15 protein-coding genes are annotated in these 15536 nt (G+C 64.7%); 6 read left to right on the top strand and 9 right to left on the bottom strand.

Going from position 1 to position 15536, the window contains the following annotated elements; genetic code table 11:
- Nucleotides 1-49 precede the first annotated feature (49 nt).
- Together ACVW16_RS09560 and ACVW16_RS09555 are read right to left on the bottom strand one after the other, a co-directional pair.
- Entirely contained in the window at nt 50-463 is a 414-nt protein-coding gene (locus ACVW16_RS09560; protein ID WP_456802346.1) for a hypothetical protein, read from the bottom strand.
- Nucleotides 464-713: 250 nt separating this feature from the next.
- Nucleotides 714-1325: a TetR/AcrR family transcriptional regulator gene (locus tag ACVW16_RS09555; protein ID WP_456698996.1), complete on the bottom strand. Its 612-nt coding sequence runs from the start codon at nt 1323-1325 to the stop codon at nt 714-716.
- Between the two features lie 148 nt (nt 1326-1473).
- Between ACVW16_RS09555 and ACVW16_RS09550 the strand changes: the two genes are divergently transcribed.
- From ACVW16_RS09550 to ACVW16_RS09535, 4 genes are all read left to right on the top strand, one after another.
- Entirely contained in the window at nt 1474-2706 is a 1233-nt protein-coding gene (locus tag ACVW16_RS09550; RefSeq protein WP_456735985.1) for a cytochrome P450, read from the top strand.
- A 143-nt stretch (nt 2707-2849) separates the two neighbouring features.
- On the top strand, nt 2850-6482 hold the full coding sequence (locus tag ACVW16_RS09545) for an AsmA family protein (protein ID WP_456802345.1): 3633 nt from the start codon (nt 2850-2852) through the stop codon (nt 6480-6482).
- A 220-nt stretch (nt 6483-6702) separates the two neighbouring features.
- On the top strand, nt 6703-7830 hold the full coding sequence (locus ACVW16_RS09540; RefSeq protein WP_456698993.1) for a DUF2336 domain-containing protein: 1128 nt from the start codon (nt 6703-6705) through the stop codon (nt 7828-7830).
- A 25-nt stretch (nt 7831-7855) separates the two neighbouring features.
- Nucleotides 7856-8098: a hypothetical protein gene (locus tag ACVW16_RS09535; RefSeq protein WP_456698992.1), complete on the top strand. Its 243-nt coding sequence runs from the start codon at nt 7856-7858 to the stop codon at nt 8096-8098.
- A 77-nt stretch (nt 8099-8175) separates the two neighbouring features.
- Here ACVW16_RS09535 and ACVW16_RS09530 read toward each other — a convergent pair whose 3' ends face one another.
- The 6 genes from ACVW16_RS09530 to ACVW16_RS09505 all read right to left on the bottom strand — a co-directional run bounded on the left by ACVW16_RS09530 (nt 8176) and on the right by ACVW16_RS09505 (nt 13149).
- On the bottom strand, nt 8176-8532 hold the full coding sequence (locus ACVW16_RS09530) for a hypothetical protein (RefSeq protein ID WP_456698991.1): 357 nt from the start codon (nt 8530-8532) through the stop codon (nt 8176-8178).
- A gap of 143 nt (nt 8533-8675) precedes the next feature.
- Nucleotides 8676-8906 carry a hypothetical protein gene (locus tag ACVW16_RS09525; RefSeq protein WP_456698990.1) on the bottom strand — a complete coding sequence of 77 codons (231 nt, stop codon included), beginning with the start codon at nt 8904-8906 and terminating at the stop codon, nt 8676-8678.
- Nucleotides 8907-9146: 240 nt separating this feature from the next.
- Complete coding sequence (locus ACVW16_RS09520; protein WP_456698989.1) at nt 9147-9494, bottom strand: response regulator; 348 nt, start codon at nt 9492-9494, stop codon at nt 9147-9149.
- 109 nt (nt 9495-9603) lie between these two features.
- The gene (locus tag ACVW16_RS09515; RefSeq protein ID WP_456735983.1) at nt 9604-11310 is read right to left on the bottom strand and encodes a response regulator; all 1707 of its coding nucleotides are present in this window, start codon (nt 11308-11310) and stop codon (nt 9604-9606) included.
- On the bottom strand, nt 11307-12821 hold the full coding sequence (locus ACVW16_RS09510; RefSeq protein WP_456735982.1) for an ATPase domain-containing protein: 1515 nt from the start codon (nt 12819-12821) through the stop codon (nt 11307-11309). Before ACVW16_RS09510 ends, ACVW16_RS09515 begins: the two co-directional genes overlap by 4 nt.
- 145 nt (nt 12822-12966) lie before the next feature.
- Nucleotides 12967-13149 carry a hypothetical protein gene (locus tag ACVW16_RS09505; RefSeq protein WP_456705052.1) on the bottom strand — a complete coding sequence of 61 codons (183 nt, stop codon included), beginning with the start codon at nt 13147-13149 and terminating at the stop codon, nt 12967-12969.
- A gap of 531 nt (nt 13150-13680) precedes the next feature.
- Between ACVW16_RS09505 and ACVW16_RS09500 the strand changes: the two genes are divergently transcribed.
- Both ACVW16_RS09500 and ACVW16_RS09495 read left to right on the top strand, forming a co-directional pair.
- The gene (locus ACVW16_RS09500) at nt 13681-13947 is read left to right on the top strand and encodes a hypothetical protein (RefSeq protein ID WP_456705051.1); all 267 of its coding nucleotides are present in this window, start codon (nt 13681-13683) and stop codon (nt 13945-13947) included.
- A gap of 167 nt (nt 13948-14114) precedes the next feature.
- Nucleotides 14115-14873, top strand: coding sequence for an outer membrane protein (locus ACVW16_RS09495; protein ID WP_456698986.1), 759 nt, complete (start codon nt 14115-14117; stop codon nt 14871-14873).
- A 223-nt stretch (nt 14874-15096) separates the two neighbouring features.
- On the opposite strand, the gene ACVW16_RS09490 is transcribed toward ACVW16_RS09495, so the two are convergent.
- On the bottom strand, nt 15097-15516 hold the full coding sequence (locus tag ACVW16_RS09490) for a hypothetical protein (protein ID WP_456735981.1): 420 nt from the start codon (nt 15514-15516) through the stop codon (nt 15097-15099).
- Between the last annotated feature and the right edge of the window lie 20 nt (nt 15517-15536).

Raw genomic sequence — 15536 nt, 5'->3', positions numbered from 1 at the left:
GACGTCGGGGGCTCAGCGTTCCGTGCCGAGCCTGTCGTGGCGCTTCACATCACCAGTGATGGTACCAACGATGGTGAAAGAAGTGCCGCCGTGGGAACGGGCCGCCGTAGTAAGCGTAAGCCGGACGCACGATGCGGCGATAGTGGTAGCCGTAATAGGCCGGCGCATACCCGGTGCTGTAGTAGGTCGTTGTGTAGCCGCCCCACGGATAAGGGTCGTAGCCGCCGTAATACGCAGGCGCGTAGCCGCCGTAGTACCCGTAACCCGGGCCATAGTAGCCGTAGCCCGGACCATACGCGTAAGCGGACGATGCCAGGCCGCCGAATATGGCGCCGGCGATCAATCCACCGGCCAGCGCTGGGCCGAAGTCACCATGCCAGCGGGCCTCCGCGGGCCTTGGTGCCGCTACGGCGCTCACGCCGAGTATCCCGACGGTTGCGAGAACCAGCGCGGTCTTCTTCATGTGCGTTCCTCCTCGTTGGTGTTGTGATGTCGGGCCAACATCAACGACGGGCAAAAGTTGCAAGCGCGCCTTCGGGAGAGACAAAGAGTCATGAAGATAAACGAGCGTTTATCTTGCGTCCTGGGCGACTGCCGTCCACAGCCTTGTAGCTGATCGCGACGGCTGAAGAGATCGGCGCGTTCCACTGCTTCGCGTTTGCTGACCGCGTGCGCGTTCCCCGGACTGCGACCGTTTAGCGCATGCGAAAGGCTTAGTCCGACGCCAATCCCGTCCTGCGCCGCAGATCCGTGATCGCGCGCAGAAAGCTGTCGGCCGGGGTCGTGTCCGGATCGATCAGCCGGTGCAGGCGGAAGCCGTCTTCCAGCGCCAGCACCACCGAGGCCATCCAGGGCGGGTTCAGCGTGTCGCCCATGCCGTTGTCCTTCACGGTCGCCTCGACGATGTCGGCGATCAGCTTGCGCCGGGCGCGCAGGCGTTTTGCCAGTTCCGGCCGGCGCTTCTCGGCGCGCGCAACGAACAGGATCATCTCCATGTGGAGGAGGGGCGAGCGGCCGAGCGGGTCCTGCTTGCTGCGGTCCATCGACTTCAGCGCGGCGATGAAGTCGTCGAGATTGTCGTGCTGGGCGAGGATGTCCATGTTGCGGCGGATCGACTGCTCGACATGGTCTTCGAGCATCGCAATGATCAGCTCGTCCTTGCTCTTGAAATTCGAATAGAATGCGCCGCGGGTAAAACCCGCAGCGGCCGCGATCGCTTCGATGCTGGCGCCGCCGATGCCGTCTTGCTCGAACACGTGCGCGGCCGCCTCGAACAACTTGTCGCGCGTGTCGTCCCTGGTCGGCCTGGTTCTCACCCTTGACATCGGGCCAGTTTAGGGCAGAATGCAACTCGATACAACAATGTATCGAGTTGATGATCTGATCAAGTCATCTTGGGGATGGTTACGCCGGGCTCCGGGCTCCGGGCTCGGGCTGCGTATCGTGTCATGCGGCAACCGATGTGAGGTCACCATGAACGAGCAAGTGCAACCCGCAGGCGGCGATCCGCTGTTCAATCCTTTGTCGCCGGACTTCATCCGCGATCCCTATCCGCATTACGACCGGCTGCGCACGATCGATCCGGTCCATGCGACGCCGTTCGGCCAATTCGTGGCCAGCCGTCATGCCGACGTGAGCCTCGTGATGCGCGACAAGCGCTTCGGCAAGGATTTCGTCGAGCGCTCCAAGCGCCGCTATAGCCCCGAGATCATGGAAGAGCCGGTCTTCCGCAGCATGAGCCACTGGATGCTGCAGTCCGATCCGCCCGATCACACCCGCCTGCGCGGCCTCGTGGTGAAGGCCTTCACCGCGCGCCGGGTCGAGGACATGCGTCCGCGCATCCAGGAGATCGTCGATCAGGCCATCGATGCGGTGATCGAGCGCGGCCATATGGACCTGATCGAGGATTTTGCGTTCCGCCTGCCCGTCACGATCATCTGCGAGATGCTCGGCATTCCCGAGGATCACCGCGAGGCCTTCTACAAGAGCTCGCGCGATGGCGGGCGGTTGCTCGATCCGGTTCCGCTCACGCCGGAGGAGATCGCGAAGGGCAACGCCGGCAACATGATGGCGCAGATGTATTTTCAGCAGCTGTTCGAGCTGCGCCGCCGCAATCCGGGGGACGATCTCACGACCCAGCTCGTGCAGGCCGAGGAAGACGGCAACAAGCTCACCAACGAAGAGCTGACGGCCAACATCATCCTGCTGTTCGGTGCCGGCCACGAGACCACTGTCAACCTGATCGGCAACGGTCTGCTGGCGCTCCATCGCAATCCGGACCAGCTCGCACTGCTGAAGGCGAGGCCCGAGCTCATGACCAACGCGATCGAGGAGTTCCTGCGCTATGATTCCTCGGTGCAGATGACCGGCCGCGTCACGCTGGAGGATATCGACGATCTCGGTGGCAAGAGGATCCCCAAGGGCGAGACCGTGCTCTGCCTGCTCGGCTCGGCCAACCGCGACCCGGCTGTTTATCCCGATCGCCCCGATCGCCTCGACATCACCAGGCCAAACGTCCGGCCGCTGTCGTTCGGCGGCGGCATCCATTTCTGCCTGGGGGCCCAATTGGCGCGCATCGAGGCCGAGATCGCCATCGCGACCCTGTTGCGACGGTTGCCGGATTTGCGCATCGACGACGTCGAGAACCCGGAATGGCGGCCGACCTTCGTGCTGCGGGGCCTGAAGCGTCTGCCGGCCAGCTGGTGATGGCCGGGTGCATTAACCTCCGCGCGCGACAGCCGCTGTGACTTCGCCACACTTCTCTTTATATAGGGGCAGTTCCGGCGCGCCTGAAGCTTGATTGAAGGCTTGGGTTTGACCCGGGTGCCGGCTTGGCCGAGGGGAGACCCGTGCAGACGACGCTGCTCGGATTGGCGATTGCCTTTATTTTAGCGCTTCTGGCTGCGCTGATCGGACCCTATTTCATCGACTGGAACCAGTTCAGGCCCCAGTTCGAGGCAGAGGCGACCCGTATCATCGGGGTGCCGGTGCGCGTCGGGGGCGAGCTGGATGCGCGGCTCTTGCCGGCGCCGACGCTGCGGCTGCGCTCGGTCACCTTCGGCGGCAACAACGATCTCGGCCGTCTGCGTGCCGACAAGCTCGACGTCGAGTTCAGCCTGAGCTCCCTGATGCGCGGCGAATGGCGCGCCACCGAGCTTTCGATTGGCGGCATGGCGTTGGACCTCGGCCTCGATGCCCGAGGCAAGGTCGATTTGCCGTCCACGGCGAGCGGCACCTTCAATCTGGCTTCGCTCGCCATCGAGCGGCTGAACCTCACCGGCCGCATCGCGCTTCACGACGCGGCCAGCCGCTCGACCCTGGAGCTCAACGACATCGTCTTCTCCGGCGACGTGCGCTCGCTCGCGGGCTCGGTGCGGGGCGACGGTAATTTCACCGCCAGAGGGGTACGCTATCCGTTCCGCGTGTCCTCCGGCCCGAGCCCCGATGGCAGCGCCACGCGTCTGCACCTCAATATCGATCCCGGCGAGCGCGCCGTTTCGGCCGATCTCGAAGGCGTGCTTGCCTTCGACAACCGCCAGCCGAAATTCGACGGCGCATTGACGCTGGCCGTGCCGCCGACGAAGAAGGCAGGCGGGGCGGGACCGGTGCCGTGGAAGCTCACCGCAAAACTCAAAGCCGATCCGGCAGGCGCCAAATTCGACCAGATCGACGCGAGCTTTGGCCCCGAGGATAGCGCGCTGAAGATCGGCGGCGTCGGCGATCTCAGGTTTGGCGCGTCCCCGCTCCTGCGGGCGGTCCTGTCCGCGCGGCAGGTCGATGCCGACAAGCTCGCGGGCAGAGACGACGCCGATCCGCTGCGCATTTTGCCGGCGCTGCGCGCAGGGCTTGCGGCGATCCCGCAGGCGCCGATCCCGGCGCAGATCGAGTTCAACGCCGACCAGATCATGCTGGGCGGCCGCCCGCTCCAGAACATCACGACCGAGCTGCAGACCGATGGCCGATCCTGGACCTTCCAGCGGCTCGAGCTGCGCGCGCCCGGCATGACGCAGCTGTCGCTCAATGGCGCGACGCCCGGCGCCGACAGCTTTAGCGGCCGCCTCAGCGTCGAGTCCTCCGATCCCGATACGCTCGTGGCCTGGCTCCAGGGCCGCAACGACATTCTCCGGCGCAGCACGCGGCCGTTACGCCTCGCCGGCGACGTGACAATCGCCGCCAACCATCTCGCCATCGACAAGTTGAAGGCCGACATCGAAGGCGGTGCGGTCGAGGGCCGCATTGCGTTCGTCCAAACGGGCGCCAGCAAGGGCTCGCGGATCGATGCCGATCTCAAGGCCGACCGTCTCGACCTCGATGCCGCCGCGAGCTTCGTGCGCGCGCTCGCCGGCCCTCAAGGCGAATGGCCGGAGGAAGCAAAACTCTCGCTCGACATCGGCCGTGCGATCTCGGCGGGGCAGGAGTTGCGGCCGTTCGCAGCCAGGCTCGGCTACGGTCCGACGTCGTTGTCGCTGGAGCAATTGCGGTTCGGCCAGGCGAGCGGCGTCACCACGGAGGCGAGCGGCAGCTTTGATCGGACCAAGGCCACCGGCAGGCTCGCACTGACATCGTCGGCCAACTCGCTGCGCGACCTCACGGCGCTGCTCGAGCCGATCGTGCCCGCCATGCGCGCCCGCTTCGATGCCATCCCGGCGTTGCCTGGCGCGACGCGGTTGAAGCTCGACCTCAGCCTCGACAAGAGCGCCGAACATGCTGATCGCAGCGACGCGCACGCCGTCTTCGACCTGGATGCGCCGCAGCTCAAGGCCATTGCCACGCTCACCGCGCAAGCGCCTGTGGCGGCGGTGAACGGCATCGACATCGAGAAGTTGCGCAACGGCGACTTTACGCTGGAGACGAAAGTCTCGGCACCCCAGGCCGCCGCGCTGACGGAACTGCTCGGTCTCGATCGCATCGCCGCTGCGGGCGAGGGCGCTTCGCAGCTCGCGGGCAAGCTGAGCGGCGCATGGCGCGGGCCGATGCAACTGAACGCAAAGCTCAGTGGCGGCGGGCTGGACGCGGATGTGCAAGGGAATCTCGAATTGTCGGCGTCGGAGCCGAAGGCCAATGTCAATCTGCACGTGCGCAACGCCAATCTGGCGCCGCTGTTCGGGACCAGTCCGGCCGACAAATCGGCGCGGTCCGTAAACCTGTCCTCCCGCCTCGCGCTGTCAGGCAATCGGCTGACCTTTGACGATCTCGACAGCACCGCTGCGGGTTCGCATCTGCGCGGCCATCTCGTCATGACGCTCGATCAGGAGAAGACCGTCGACGGCGAGGTCGGGCTCGACACGCTCGATCTGGCGCCGGCGCTCGCACTGGCGATCGGCGCGGCCGGACGTGACAGCGGCGAGGCGCTCAGCGCCGGTCTCGTCACTGGCTGGCGCGGCCGTATCGCGTTTCAAGCCTTGCGTGGCAGCCTGCCCGGCGGCATCGAGCTGCGCCCGTTCAGCGGCACGATCAGGGGCGACGGCCAGTCGCTCGCGCTCGATGCGCTCAAGGGCGGCCTCGGTGGCGGCGAGATGACGGCAAGCCTCGATGCGCGCAACGGCGCCAACGGTCTGGCGCTGAACGCGCATCTCGATCTCACCAATGTCGATGCGACCTCGCTGCGCTACCGCGATCTCGCGCTGCCCAAGGGACGCGCCTCGGTGCAGATGACCCTGACGAGCCAGGGCCGCAGCGTCTCGGCGCTGACAGGCGCGCTCGCCGGCAACGGCACGGTGACACTGGACTCGGCCGAAATCAGCGGCCTCAATCCGCGCGCCTTCGAGATCGCCATCCGCGCCAGCGATGGTGGGCAGGTGAGCGACGACGCCAGGTTGCGTCAGCTGGTCGAGCCCGCATTGTCGGCGGCGCCCATAGCGGTCGCCTCCGCACAGATTCCGTTCACGATCCGCGACGGCCGCCTGCGCGTCGGTGCGACCCCGCTCGAAGCCAAGAACGCCCGCGCCATCGTCTCCGGCGGTTACGACATTCCGGCCGATCAGGTCGATATCCGCGCCAGCCTGACGCCGATCATGACCGGCCTTTCCGGCGCGCCACCGGAGATCCAGCTGTTCGCGGCAGGTCCGCCCGACAAGCTCAGCCGCACCGTCGATCTCACGCCGCTGTCGTCATGGCTTGCGGTGCGTACGATCGATCGCGAGACGCGGCGGCTGGATGCGATCGAGCGCGGCGAGCCGCCGCCTGCGACCGCCGCGCTGCCGACACTGGTCTCGCCCGAACCGGAGCCGCCTCCGGCGCTGACCGAGGTGCCGTTGCCGGGACGCGATCCGCGCCGCCCGGCGCCGAAGCTGAGGGTTGAGCCCAAGGCCGCACCGACGCCAAGGGCGCCGCTTGCCGCGCCCGCGGCGCCGAGCCCGCCGCTGGCAAGCCAGCAGGTGGCGCCGCTGCCGCCGCCGATCGACGTGCGGCCCGCCCCGGGCCTGCCGCCCGCAAGACCCAGGCCGAAGCCGCCGCTGGTCCTGACGCCGTCGAATCCGTAGGACGAAGGTGCGAGCCGTTCGGTGCCCACCTCCGGCGTGGGACAGGTGGCACCTGACGCGCCGGTAAACCCAATTTCCCCGCATTTGAACGAATTTTCGTCGGCAAACTGCTGCGACGATTTTACTGGATTCTCGCGTTTGATCTCTAGGTTGGTTCCAGAGCAATCCGGAGTCCTGCCCGCAGACGCAGGATGGCGCGCGAGGAACTGGGGTTATCGACATGAACGGGGCGACGACGCTTCTACAAGATCTGGACGACGCGATCGCGCGTGGTACCGACGAAAGCAGGGCCAAAGCGCTGTGGCATGCGACCGACCTTTTGATCACAGGCCGCTATGTCGATGACGACATCAGCATGTTCGGCGAAGTCATCGGCCGGCTCGCCGACGAGATCGAGGTCGCCGCGCGGGCGCAGCTCTCCGAATTGATGGCGGGTTGCGATCACGCCCCTCTCAACGTCATCGAGAAGCTTGCCCTCGATGACGAGATCGAGGTCGCAGGGCCGGTGCTGCGCGGCTCCAACCGCATCGACGAGAAGGTGCTGGTCGAGAGCGCCATGACAAAGGGCCAGGCGCATCTGCTCGCGATCTCCCAGCGCGAGGCGATCGGCGAGGCCGTGACCGATGTGCTCGTCAAGCGTGGTAACCAGGAGGTTGTCACCGCCGTGGCCAGGAACGAGGGCGCGCGCTTCTCGGGTTCGGGCCTGCTGCACATGGTCCGCCGCGCCGAAGGCGACTCGATCCTCGCCGAGCAGCTCGGTCTGCGCAAGGACGTGCCGCGCCACATCTTCCAGCAGCTCATCTCCAAGGCGTCGGAAGACGTCCGCCGCCGGCTCGAGACCGAGCGTCCCGAGATGATGTCGCAGATCCAGACCTCGGTGACCGAGGTCACCGGCGATCTGCAGTCCAAGTTCGGTCCGTCCTCGCGCAGCTACTTCGTCGCCAAGCGCGTGGTGACGACGCAGTACCGGCAGGGCAACCTCAATCAGGTCTCGATCTCGAACTATGCGCGTCAGCATCGTTTCGACGAGGTGCAGATCGGCCTGTCGCTGCTGTCGTCGCTGCCGGTCGACGTGATCGAGCGGGCGCTGATGGATCGCAACCGCGAGATGATCCTGGTGCTGTGCAAGGCGCTCGACTTTTCCTGGGACACGACGATGTCTCTTCTGTTCCTCGGCGCCAAGGATCACCTGATCACGGCGCGCGAGCTCCACGACAACGAGCGCGATTTCGGCCGGCTCAAGATCGAGACCTCGCGCAGCATTCTGAAGTTCTACCAGTCGCGCAAGAACAGCGCCGGTGCCGATCCCGCGACGGGTCGTCAGCCCGAGCTCCAGCAGGTTCACTGAACGGGACATCGAGGGAGTATTTGTAATGTTGCCTCAATTCGGTACCGCAGTTCGCAAGAACAAGAGCCTTAACAAGAGCCTCGTTGGCGCCGGCGGCTCGGCTCCGGAGAAGGCCACGGTCGACGCCGCATGGCTCGTGCTGGAGGCCGCCAATGATCTCGGCGACCACGCCGCGATCGAAGCCTGCCGCCGCGTCATCGATGCCGAGCTGAACGGCACGGTGCCGGGCAGCTCGGACATCGATCTCGTACTGGGTTATTTCCGCTAATAGGGAGCACACTCCCGTGCTGTTTTTTGATCAAGGTGTCCGTTTCATCTCTCCCGGTCGGGAGAGGTGAAGGACGATCAGCCGCAATTCCAGATCGCGCCGATCGGCGTCCGCGTCCAGCACGGACCGAAGCTGCCGCCATTGTAGCGGGAGCCACCGAAGCCGGGCCGGCCGAAATAGTGCCATTCGCCGTCCATGTAGCGGTAGTAGGCCGGCACGCGATCGATATACCAGGGACGCTGGTTTTCGCGCGCGTAACGTCTGAAGCCGTTCTTCTGCATGTAGATCGGCTGGCTGTTGCTCAGCGGCTGGCGATAGCCCGGCAGGAAGCCATAGCCATGCCAGGCTTGCTTTTTGTGGATTTGCGCGGCCGGTGCGGTGGCCGGCAGCAGCGACAGAATGACAGCAACGAAGAGGCACGCGAAGCGGGACATGACGGGACCATAAACAGCCGATGCCGCGAAAGCCATTCAAATCCGAGCGGCCAAGTTCTGCTGGTCCGCTCGGACAATGCTCCGTTCGGACACAAAAAGGCCTCGCCGAAGCGAGGCCTCCTTGTTCACAGCGGTGGCACGGGTTAATCGTCGTCCCAGTGGTGGCGGCGGATCACGACGCCGCGGTCGTAATCGCGATCGTGGTGGTACCAGCCATGATGCCAGCCGCGGTCATGCTCGTAGATGCGTGCGCGCGGGCCGTAATCATCGCGGTCGCCGCCGACATAGACGCCGAAGCCAGCCGCGTTGGCGATGGTGGGGGCACCGATTGCAAGTGTCGCGACCGCCGCGAGAGCGTAAGTCAGCTTCTTCATCTGTTCCTCCTCCTTCTGCTTCGTCGACGGGTCAACTTCTGCCGCCGCCGGCTGTTGCAGGAACTGGCAAGAAACTTTCTTGAATGGCTGTTCAGGTTCCACGCGCTCGACCGTCAGAAAGCCGGAACGCGTTTTGCACCCTGCGCGAACCGGAACATGGTTTGCGCGGAGATCATGCTCAAACAAGAAGCTAAGGCGCGATGACAATTCGGCCCAACCTTTGGGTGTCGTCGGCGCCGCTCAGCACAGCGATTTGACGATGCGCTCCAGCTCCTCGATCTGGAAGGGCTTGCGCAGCACCGGCCTGTCGGCGAACGTGTCAGGGACGCCGCCGGAGCCGTAGCCGCTTGCGAACAGGAAGGGAATTCGTCGCGTCGCCAGCATGTCCGCGACGGGCGTGATGTGTGATCCGTCGACATTGATGTCGAGGATGGCGGCATCGAATGTGGAGCAGCTTGCCAGCGACATCGCCTCGTCGATCGTTCCCGCTTCGGCCGCCACGCGATGGCCGAGCTCCTCGATCATGTCGGCGAGCATCATCCGGATCAGCGCCTCGTCTTCGACGAGAAGAAAGGCCTTGGTCATCATGTCGCGATCCCTTGCTGCTTTTCTTGCGGATTGAAAATGAGCGTGCTGCGAAGGAAGAACGGTGCAAGGCGGTCGGCGACCCTGTTTCGTGACAGGAGATCGCGAGACGTCAGCCGCCGTTCGATCGCTTCGGCTCCGTCTCGCGCTCCGGTTCCGATCTCACCGCGCTGAGCGCCGCCGCGAGTTCGTCGATGTGGTACGGTTTCGGCAAAATTTGAATACCGTCAAGTTCGGCATCGCGAGCAGCGGCTTCCGAGTATCCGCTGGTCAGCAGCACGGGCATGTCGCCACGGCGTTTCCTGATCTCGCGCGCCAGCTCGATCCCGTTCATGCCGCCGGGCATCATGATATCGGAGAAGACGAGATCGACTGCGCGGCCATCGGCCAGGGCGCCGAGCGCGGCCGCGCCGCTCGCGGCCCGCGTCACCTCGTAGCCGAGTTGCCCGAGCATCTCGCTCACCAGAGCGGCGACCTCGTCGTCGTCCTCGACCAGAAGGACTTGGCCCTGGGTGCTTCGCGTCGGCCGCACCATGTTGAAATCGATGAGGTGCCGCTCCCTGGAGGGAACGTTGTGGGAGCGCGGCAGATAGAGCTCGATGTGGGTGCCCTTGCCAACTTCCGATCGAATGCGGACCGTCCCTCGTGACTGCGTCGCAAAGCCGTGGACTTGCGCGAGCCCGAGTCCCGAACCCTTTCCGACCTCCTTGGTCGTGAAGAACGGTTCGAAGACGCGAGACAGGATCTCGGGCCCCATGCCGACGCCGGTATCGACGACGGAGAGGCGCACGTAGTCTCCGGCGATCTGCTCGTCCCTCAGATCGGGCAGGTTCTCGCCGCGGACGACAATCGTGCCGCCGTTCGGCATGGCATCGCGAGCGTTGACGGCGAGATTGAGGATCACCAGTTCAAGCTCGCCGGGGTCGACCTCCACCGGCCAGAGGGTCTCGGGAAAGTCGAACTCGACGTGGACGTCGCCTCTCAGGCTTCGATCGAGCAGTTCGCGCATGCCGCCCATTTGCGAGGCGACGTCGACGGGCTCGGGCCGCAGCGTCTGCCGGCGAGAGAACGCGAGCAACTGCCGGGTCAGGCTGGCCCCGCGCTGTGCGGCCTGGACCATCCCGTCCATCAGGCGACGACGGCGGGCAGGATCCACCTGACGGTCGAGCATGTCGAGGCCACCGGATATGACCATCAGCAGATTGTTGAAGTCATGCGCCACGCCACCGGTCAGCCGGCCGATGGCTTCGATCTTCTGGGCCTGGCGAAGCGTCTCCTCGACGCGGGCGCGCTCGTTCATTTCCAAACGCAGTTGCTCGTTGGCATCAGCCAAGGCACGTGTGCGTTCGACGACGAGCCTCTCGAGCTGCTGTGCCGTCTGCTCGCGCGCCTCGAGGAGTGTCCGGATTTCGTATTGGCGCTCGCGGGCGCGCATCGCCGACTGAATGGCGCTGGTCAGCGTCATCGGCTGCACCGGTCGTTCAAGCAGCGAGACGTTGCGGAGCAGCGCGACGATATCGCGGCGCCATGCGACGACGGCAGGTTGTTCGCGATGACTGGTGAGGATGACGAAGGGAAGGTCGGACCACGGCGGCTGGTTCGCAATCCATTGCGCCAGCGCCGTCGTGTCTTGCCCGAACAAACCTTCCTCGGCGAGGAAGACGGCGCCCACACCGGCTGTCATCTCGTTGACGAGCTCGGACAGGCTCCGGCAGTTGATGGCCGCAAGGTTCGCGCTACGAAGAAGTTCGGCGGAAGCTGGTCCGTCGCGACCGATCGGAGCGTAGATGAGAACCTGTTGATCCCGGTCGGCGCTCATTCGGCCGATTCCTCGGGCATTGCTGTCCCCGTATATTGTGGATTGCCGGAGAAGATACCGCTGAAGTCCCTGAGCGGCGGACCGACCTTGATGCCGGTGGGGCCGAGACGAAATTCGCGGATGGTGTGCTCGTGATTGCCGCTGCGCTTCTTCACCACGGACAGAGCGCGACGCACGGTTCCACCCACCTCGAAGTAGCGCAGCATGATCACTGCGTCACTCAAATAGCTGAGGTCGAGCGGCGAATCGATGGGGCCCACCAGCCCGTGTTGGGCAAGAACCAGGATGGTCAGCACGCCCTGCTGCGCCAGATAGGTCAGGAGCTCGTGCATTTGCAGGATGAGAAATCGCTCGTCCGGCATCGCATTCAGGTAACCGTTCAGGCTGTCGATGACGATGACGCGGGCATTGTCGAGTTCGACGCTCTCCCGCACGAGCGCGGCGAACTCACCCGGTGACAGCTCGGCCGGGTCGATCTGTTGAAACCGGATCAGACCGGACTCGACGTGCTTTTCCAGCGGCAGCCCGAGTGTGCGGGCACGCGCTTCGACGGTCCCGCGCCCCTCGTCGAAGGCGAAGAATGCGGCGCGCTCGCCACGTTCGGCCGCTGCGATCGCGTAGGTCAGTGCGACGGAGGACTTGCCCACGCCGGCAGCCCCGATGAGCAGCGCGTTGGTGCCGCGCTCGAGGCCGCCTCCCAGCAGCTGATCCAGCTCGGCGCTGCCGCTCGGCGTGAAGTCACCGAAGAACGGCTTGTGGTGCTCGGCCGCGACGAGACGGGGGAATATCTGCAGGCCTCCCTTTTCAATGGTGAAATCGTGGAAGCCGCCGCGAAATCGGATGCCGCGCATCTTGATCACGCGAAGCCGCCGCCGTTCCGCGCCGTAATCGATGGCGAGCTGTTCGAGCATGACGACGCCGTGAGCGATTGAATGCAGTTGCAGATCGTCCTGGGACGACGAGAGATCGTCCAGCAGGATGACGGTGCAATTTCGGTTGGTGAAGAAATGTTTGAGGGCCAGCACCTGCCGCCGGTAACGGAGCGGGTTCTGGGCAAGCAGACGCAACTCGGACAGGCTGTCGAGCACCACGCGCGTCGGATTGATCCGTTCGACCTCCCTGAAAATCAGGCCCGTCGTTTCGCTCAGCTCCATCTCGGCGGGATGGAACACGGTGAGCTCGCGCTCGGGGTCGAGCGTCGTTTCCGGCGGGACCAGCTCGAAGATATCGACGCCGTCCAGCGACCAGCCATGGCGGCGCGCGACGAGGTCCAGCTCGCGCCTGGTTTCCGACAGCGTGATATAAAGCACCCGTTCTCCGCGACGCGCGCCCTTCAGCAGGAATTGCAGCGCGATCGTGGTCTTGCCGGTGCCTGGCCTGCCCTCATAGAGATACATGCGGTTGGCATCGAAGCCCCCTCCCAGGATGTCATCCAATCCGTCGCTGCCGGTCGAAATTCTTGGCTGATCGCTGGGCTCGCTGCCTGAAGCGCCCTCGGATGAACCAGTCATTGAACCCCCTGCGCGTCTCTGGAAGCCCGGCTGCCCGAATCTCCGGGGCATGGCTGGGACAAGTAGGCCTGCAACAGGAACTCTTCAGCAGCGACCGAGTTCCCGGGCGGTGCTCCGATCTGCTTGTCAGCGCGTCCGTTCGCGGCTAGGCGGCCGGGAGCCCCGACGAGCTCGCCGATGCAGAAATGGGCCATGTGCGCGACAGCTTCGGCGCTGTGGTAGTCGCCGAACTCGGCGGTGGCCTCCTTGCCGGCGTACGTCCGGGCGATACCGGCCCACCCGGGTGACGGGGAACCCAGGCGGAGATGTCGTAGACCTTTCCTGCGATGATGGCCCAGCAGTCGTCTTTCGTGTTGTGCAGGGCGACCCCTGCGCGCGTGACGGGACGCCGCTCCCTGGCCGGAGCAGCCGGCGTCCAGAGCTGGCCGGTGACCGTGGCGTAATTGGCCTTGGCGGCCCGGCGGAAATCCCCACGGCCCCATCTCCTGTAAGGTAGCTGAGTGCCGATATTGCGCGCGTACGCGTAGATCCAGGAATCGTCCTCGCCGCCGCGCGAGACCAGCCACGTGCCGACCGGCGAGACTGCGGTGACCCCATCCTGCCCCTGTTTTGTCCGACGCTATATCGTATTTTCCGAAGTAGCAGAATGTGACGATAGCGCGATCCGGGCAGATGGGTCCGCGCGGGAAAAAATCGTCGATTCTCGCTGCGCTCCCATCCGGGCTATCGATCAGGGCGGAATGATCGCGGCCCGATGACGGTCGCAGCGCGTCAGGTTGTCAACGCAACTTGATCTGGATCAACCGACGCGATCACCCGCTGCCGCAGAAGCGCAATGGGGCGTTTGCTGGTGGATGCGATGGTTGCGAGTTGGTACGTCACTTCGGAAGTGCGAAAGCGCGGTCTTCTATCCAGGCTGCGGAGTCCGCGCGAGACCAAGACGTTTGCAACGGAGAATGAAGCGAAGCTGTTCGCGCGCGCCAAGCTCGACGAAGGGCTTGCGGTCTTTGCGGGTACGATCAATCCCCACGTTCCGAGGCGGCTCATTCCAGCCGCCGGCATTCATGCGTGGCTCGCCGAAGATCAGGAGGGCGCTTCCGCGCCTCACCAGCATGATACCGGATAAGCACGTTGACGTGCACAGCGATCGCGTTTGGGTGTTGCCATTTTGATACGGGCCGAAACGGCCCCCGCGCATAGACTTTCAAGATGTTCGCAGGACTTACGCGCCCTCAGCCGACATAGCGGCGCGCTTTTTCGACCGAAAGAGATCTGAGCAAAGGGGATATCATGATGAAAAGGTTCTCGATGGCCGCAATCGGTTTTGCGGCGCTGAGCATGGCCACTCCGGTCATGGCGGCCGACATGGCTGTCAAGGCGGCGCCGCCGCCGGCACCCATGGTGGCGATTTATAACTGGAGCGGGTTCTACATCGGCGCCAACGGGGGCTGGGGGCAGAGCCGTGGATGCGTCGATTTCCTGACTCCTGCGGGGACTCTTGCCAGCGGTTGCGCCGATCGCTCGGGTGGACTTGTCGGCGGACAGATTGGGTACCGCTGGCAGACCAATCAGTTCGTGCTCGGCCTGGAAGCGCAGGGCGATTGGGCCGATATCAAGAACACACGCGTCAGCCTGATCGACCCGCTGGTCTCGACCACGGGCAAGACGGATGGCATCGGCCTTTTCACCGCACAGCTCGGCTGGGCCTGGAACGCATCGTTGTTCTACGTGAAGGGCGGCGCCGCGGTGACACGCAATCGCTTCGACATCTTCAACAACGTCACGGGCGTCGGCCTCGCCTCGGCAGGTCACACGCGCTGGGGCGGCACCGCGGGTGTCGGCTGGGAATATGGCTTTGCGCCGAACTGGTCCTTCGGTGTCGAATATGACCATCTCTGGATGGGGCGTGACAATACCAGCTTCGCCGGCGTGGTCACACCCGGCGGCGTCACGCTGCTCGGCAGCGGTGTCAGCCAGGATGTCGACATGATCACGCTGCGTGTGAACTATCGCTTCGGCGGTTACGGTGCGCCCGTCACGGCTCGCTATTGAGCTTGCGTCCTCCCCGTGAACTCAGGCCCCGGCATCGGCCGGGGCCTTTTTCATGGGCGATACGAACGTGCGCCTCGGCAACTCAGTTCGGACGGTCAAACTCGGCCAGCTCTTGCCTGTTCAGAAGGACAATGTGACCGCTGGTTGTTGTCGATGAAGCGAAACCCCCGAGCTCGCGTGAATGGGACAGCGATCTGGCGTGGCGCTCATGCCGTTGCGCCGGTCACCAGTATCTGTAGCCGAACCACGCGTATTGCGCCTGCCGCGTTGCCAAAGCCGTTTGCGGTGGCTGCCGCCTTGATCGCGTTGCGACGTGTCGCGTCTTGCGCGCTCGTTTCCGATCGACGGTTTCGCCTGGCTGTTGATCCGTTCGCGCCATGGCAAGTGCATTGAGAACGGCCGGAGGCTCCGTCCTGACGACCGGTGGCTCCATCCGGTCGGCCAGAGGCGATTTCTCCATGTGCATGATTTCAGGCGTCGCAGCGACGGTTGCCGGCGCGCTGGTATCGAGGACAACGCGCTCCGGCCATTTGCGATCCGAGTGAATGCGTATGGCCGGCCCGTCCACACTCGTCTTCCAGACGGGCGCCTCGTCCAGACAAAAGTCCGCAACGAACAGGAGCGCGAGCAGCGCCGCGCCCACCTTCCAGAAATACGCCAGTA

This window comes from Bradyrhizobium sp. USDA 4474 (assembly GCF_054057515.1).
The sequence above is the reverse complement of the archived record's forward strand: the minus strand, read 5'-3'. Positions and strand labels throughout refer to the sequence as shown.

What these genes read in the sequence shown, in the direction of transcription:
- ACVW16_RS09520 (WP_456698989.1), bottom strand. Translation starts at nt 9,494, where the DNA reads ATGATGACCAAGGCCTTTCTTCTCGTCGAAGACGAGGCGCTGATCCGG.
- ACVW16_RS09510 (WP_456735982.1), bottom strand. Translation starts at nt 12,821, where the DNA reads ATGACTGGTTCATCCGAGGGCGCTTCAGGCAGCGAGCCCAGCGATCAG.
- ACVW16_RS09560 (WP_456802346.1), bottom strand. Translation starts at nt 463, where the DNA reads ATGAAGAAGACCGCGCTGGTTCTCGCAACCGTCGGGATACTCGGCGTG.
- ACVW16_RS09555 (WP_456698996.1), bottom strand. Translation starts at nt 1,325, where the DNA reads ATGTCAAGGGTGAGAACCAGGCCGACCAGGGACGACACGCGCGACAAG.
- ACVW16_RS09535 (WP_456698992.1), top strand. Translation starts at nt 7,856, where the DNA reads ATGTTGCCTCAATTCGGTACCGCAGTTCGCAAGAACAAGAGCCTTAAC.
- ACVW16_RS09495 (WP_456698986.1), top strand. Translation starts at nt 14,115, where the DNA reads ATGAAAAGGTTCTCGATGGCCGCAATCGGTTTTGCGGCGCTGAGCATG.
- ACVW16_RS09540 (WP_456698993.1), top strand. Translation starts at nt 6,703, where the DNA reads ATGAACGGGGCGACGACGCTTCTACAAGATCTGGACGACGCGATCGCG.
- ACVW16_RS09525 (WP_456698990.1), bottom strand. Translation starts at nt 8,906, where the DNA reads ATGAAGAAGCTGACTTACGCTCTCGCGGCGGTCGCGACACTTGCAATC.
- ACVW16_RS09530 (WP_456698991.1), bottom strand. Translation starts at nt 8,532, where the DNA reads ATGTCCCGCTTCGCGTGCCTCTTCGTTGCTGTCATTCTGTCGCTGCTG.
- ACVW16_RS09515 (WP_456735983.1), bottom strand. Translation starts at nt 11,310, where the DNA reads ATGAGCGCCGACCGGGATCAACAGGTTCTCATCTACGCTCCGATCGGT.
- ACVW16_RS09500 (WP_456705051.1), top strand. Translation starts at nt 13,681, where the DNA reads ATGGTTGCGAGTTGGTACGTCACTTCGGAAGTGCGAAAGCGCGGTCTT.
- ACVW16_RS09550 (WP_456735985.1), top strand. Translation starts at nt 1,474, where the DNA reads ATGAACGAGCAAGTGCAACCCGCAGGCGGCGATCCGCTGTTCAATCCT.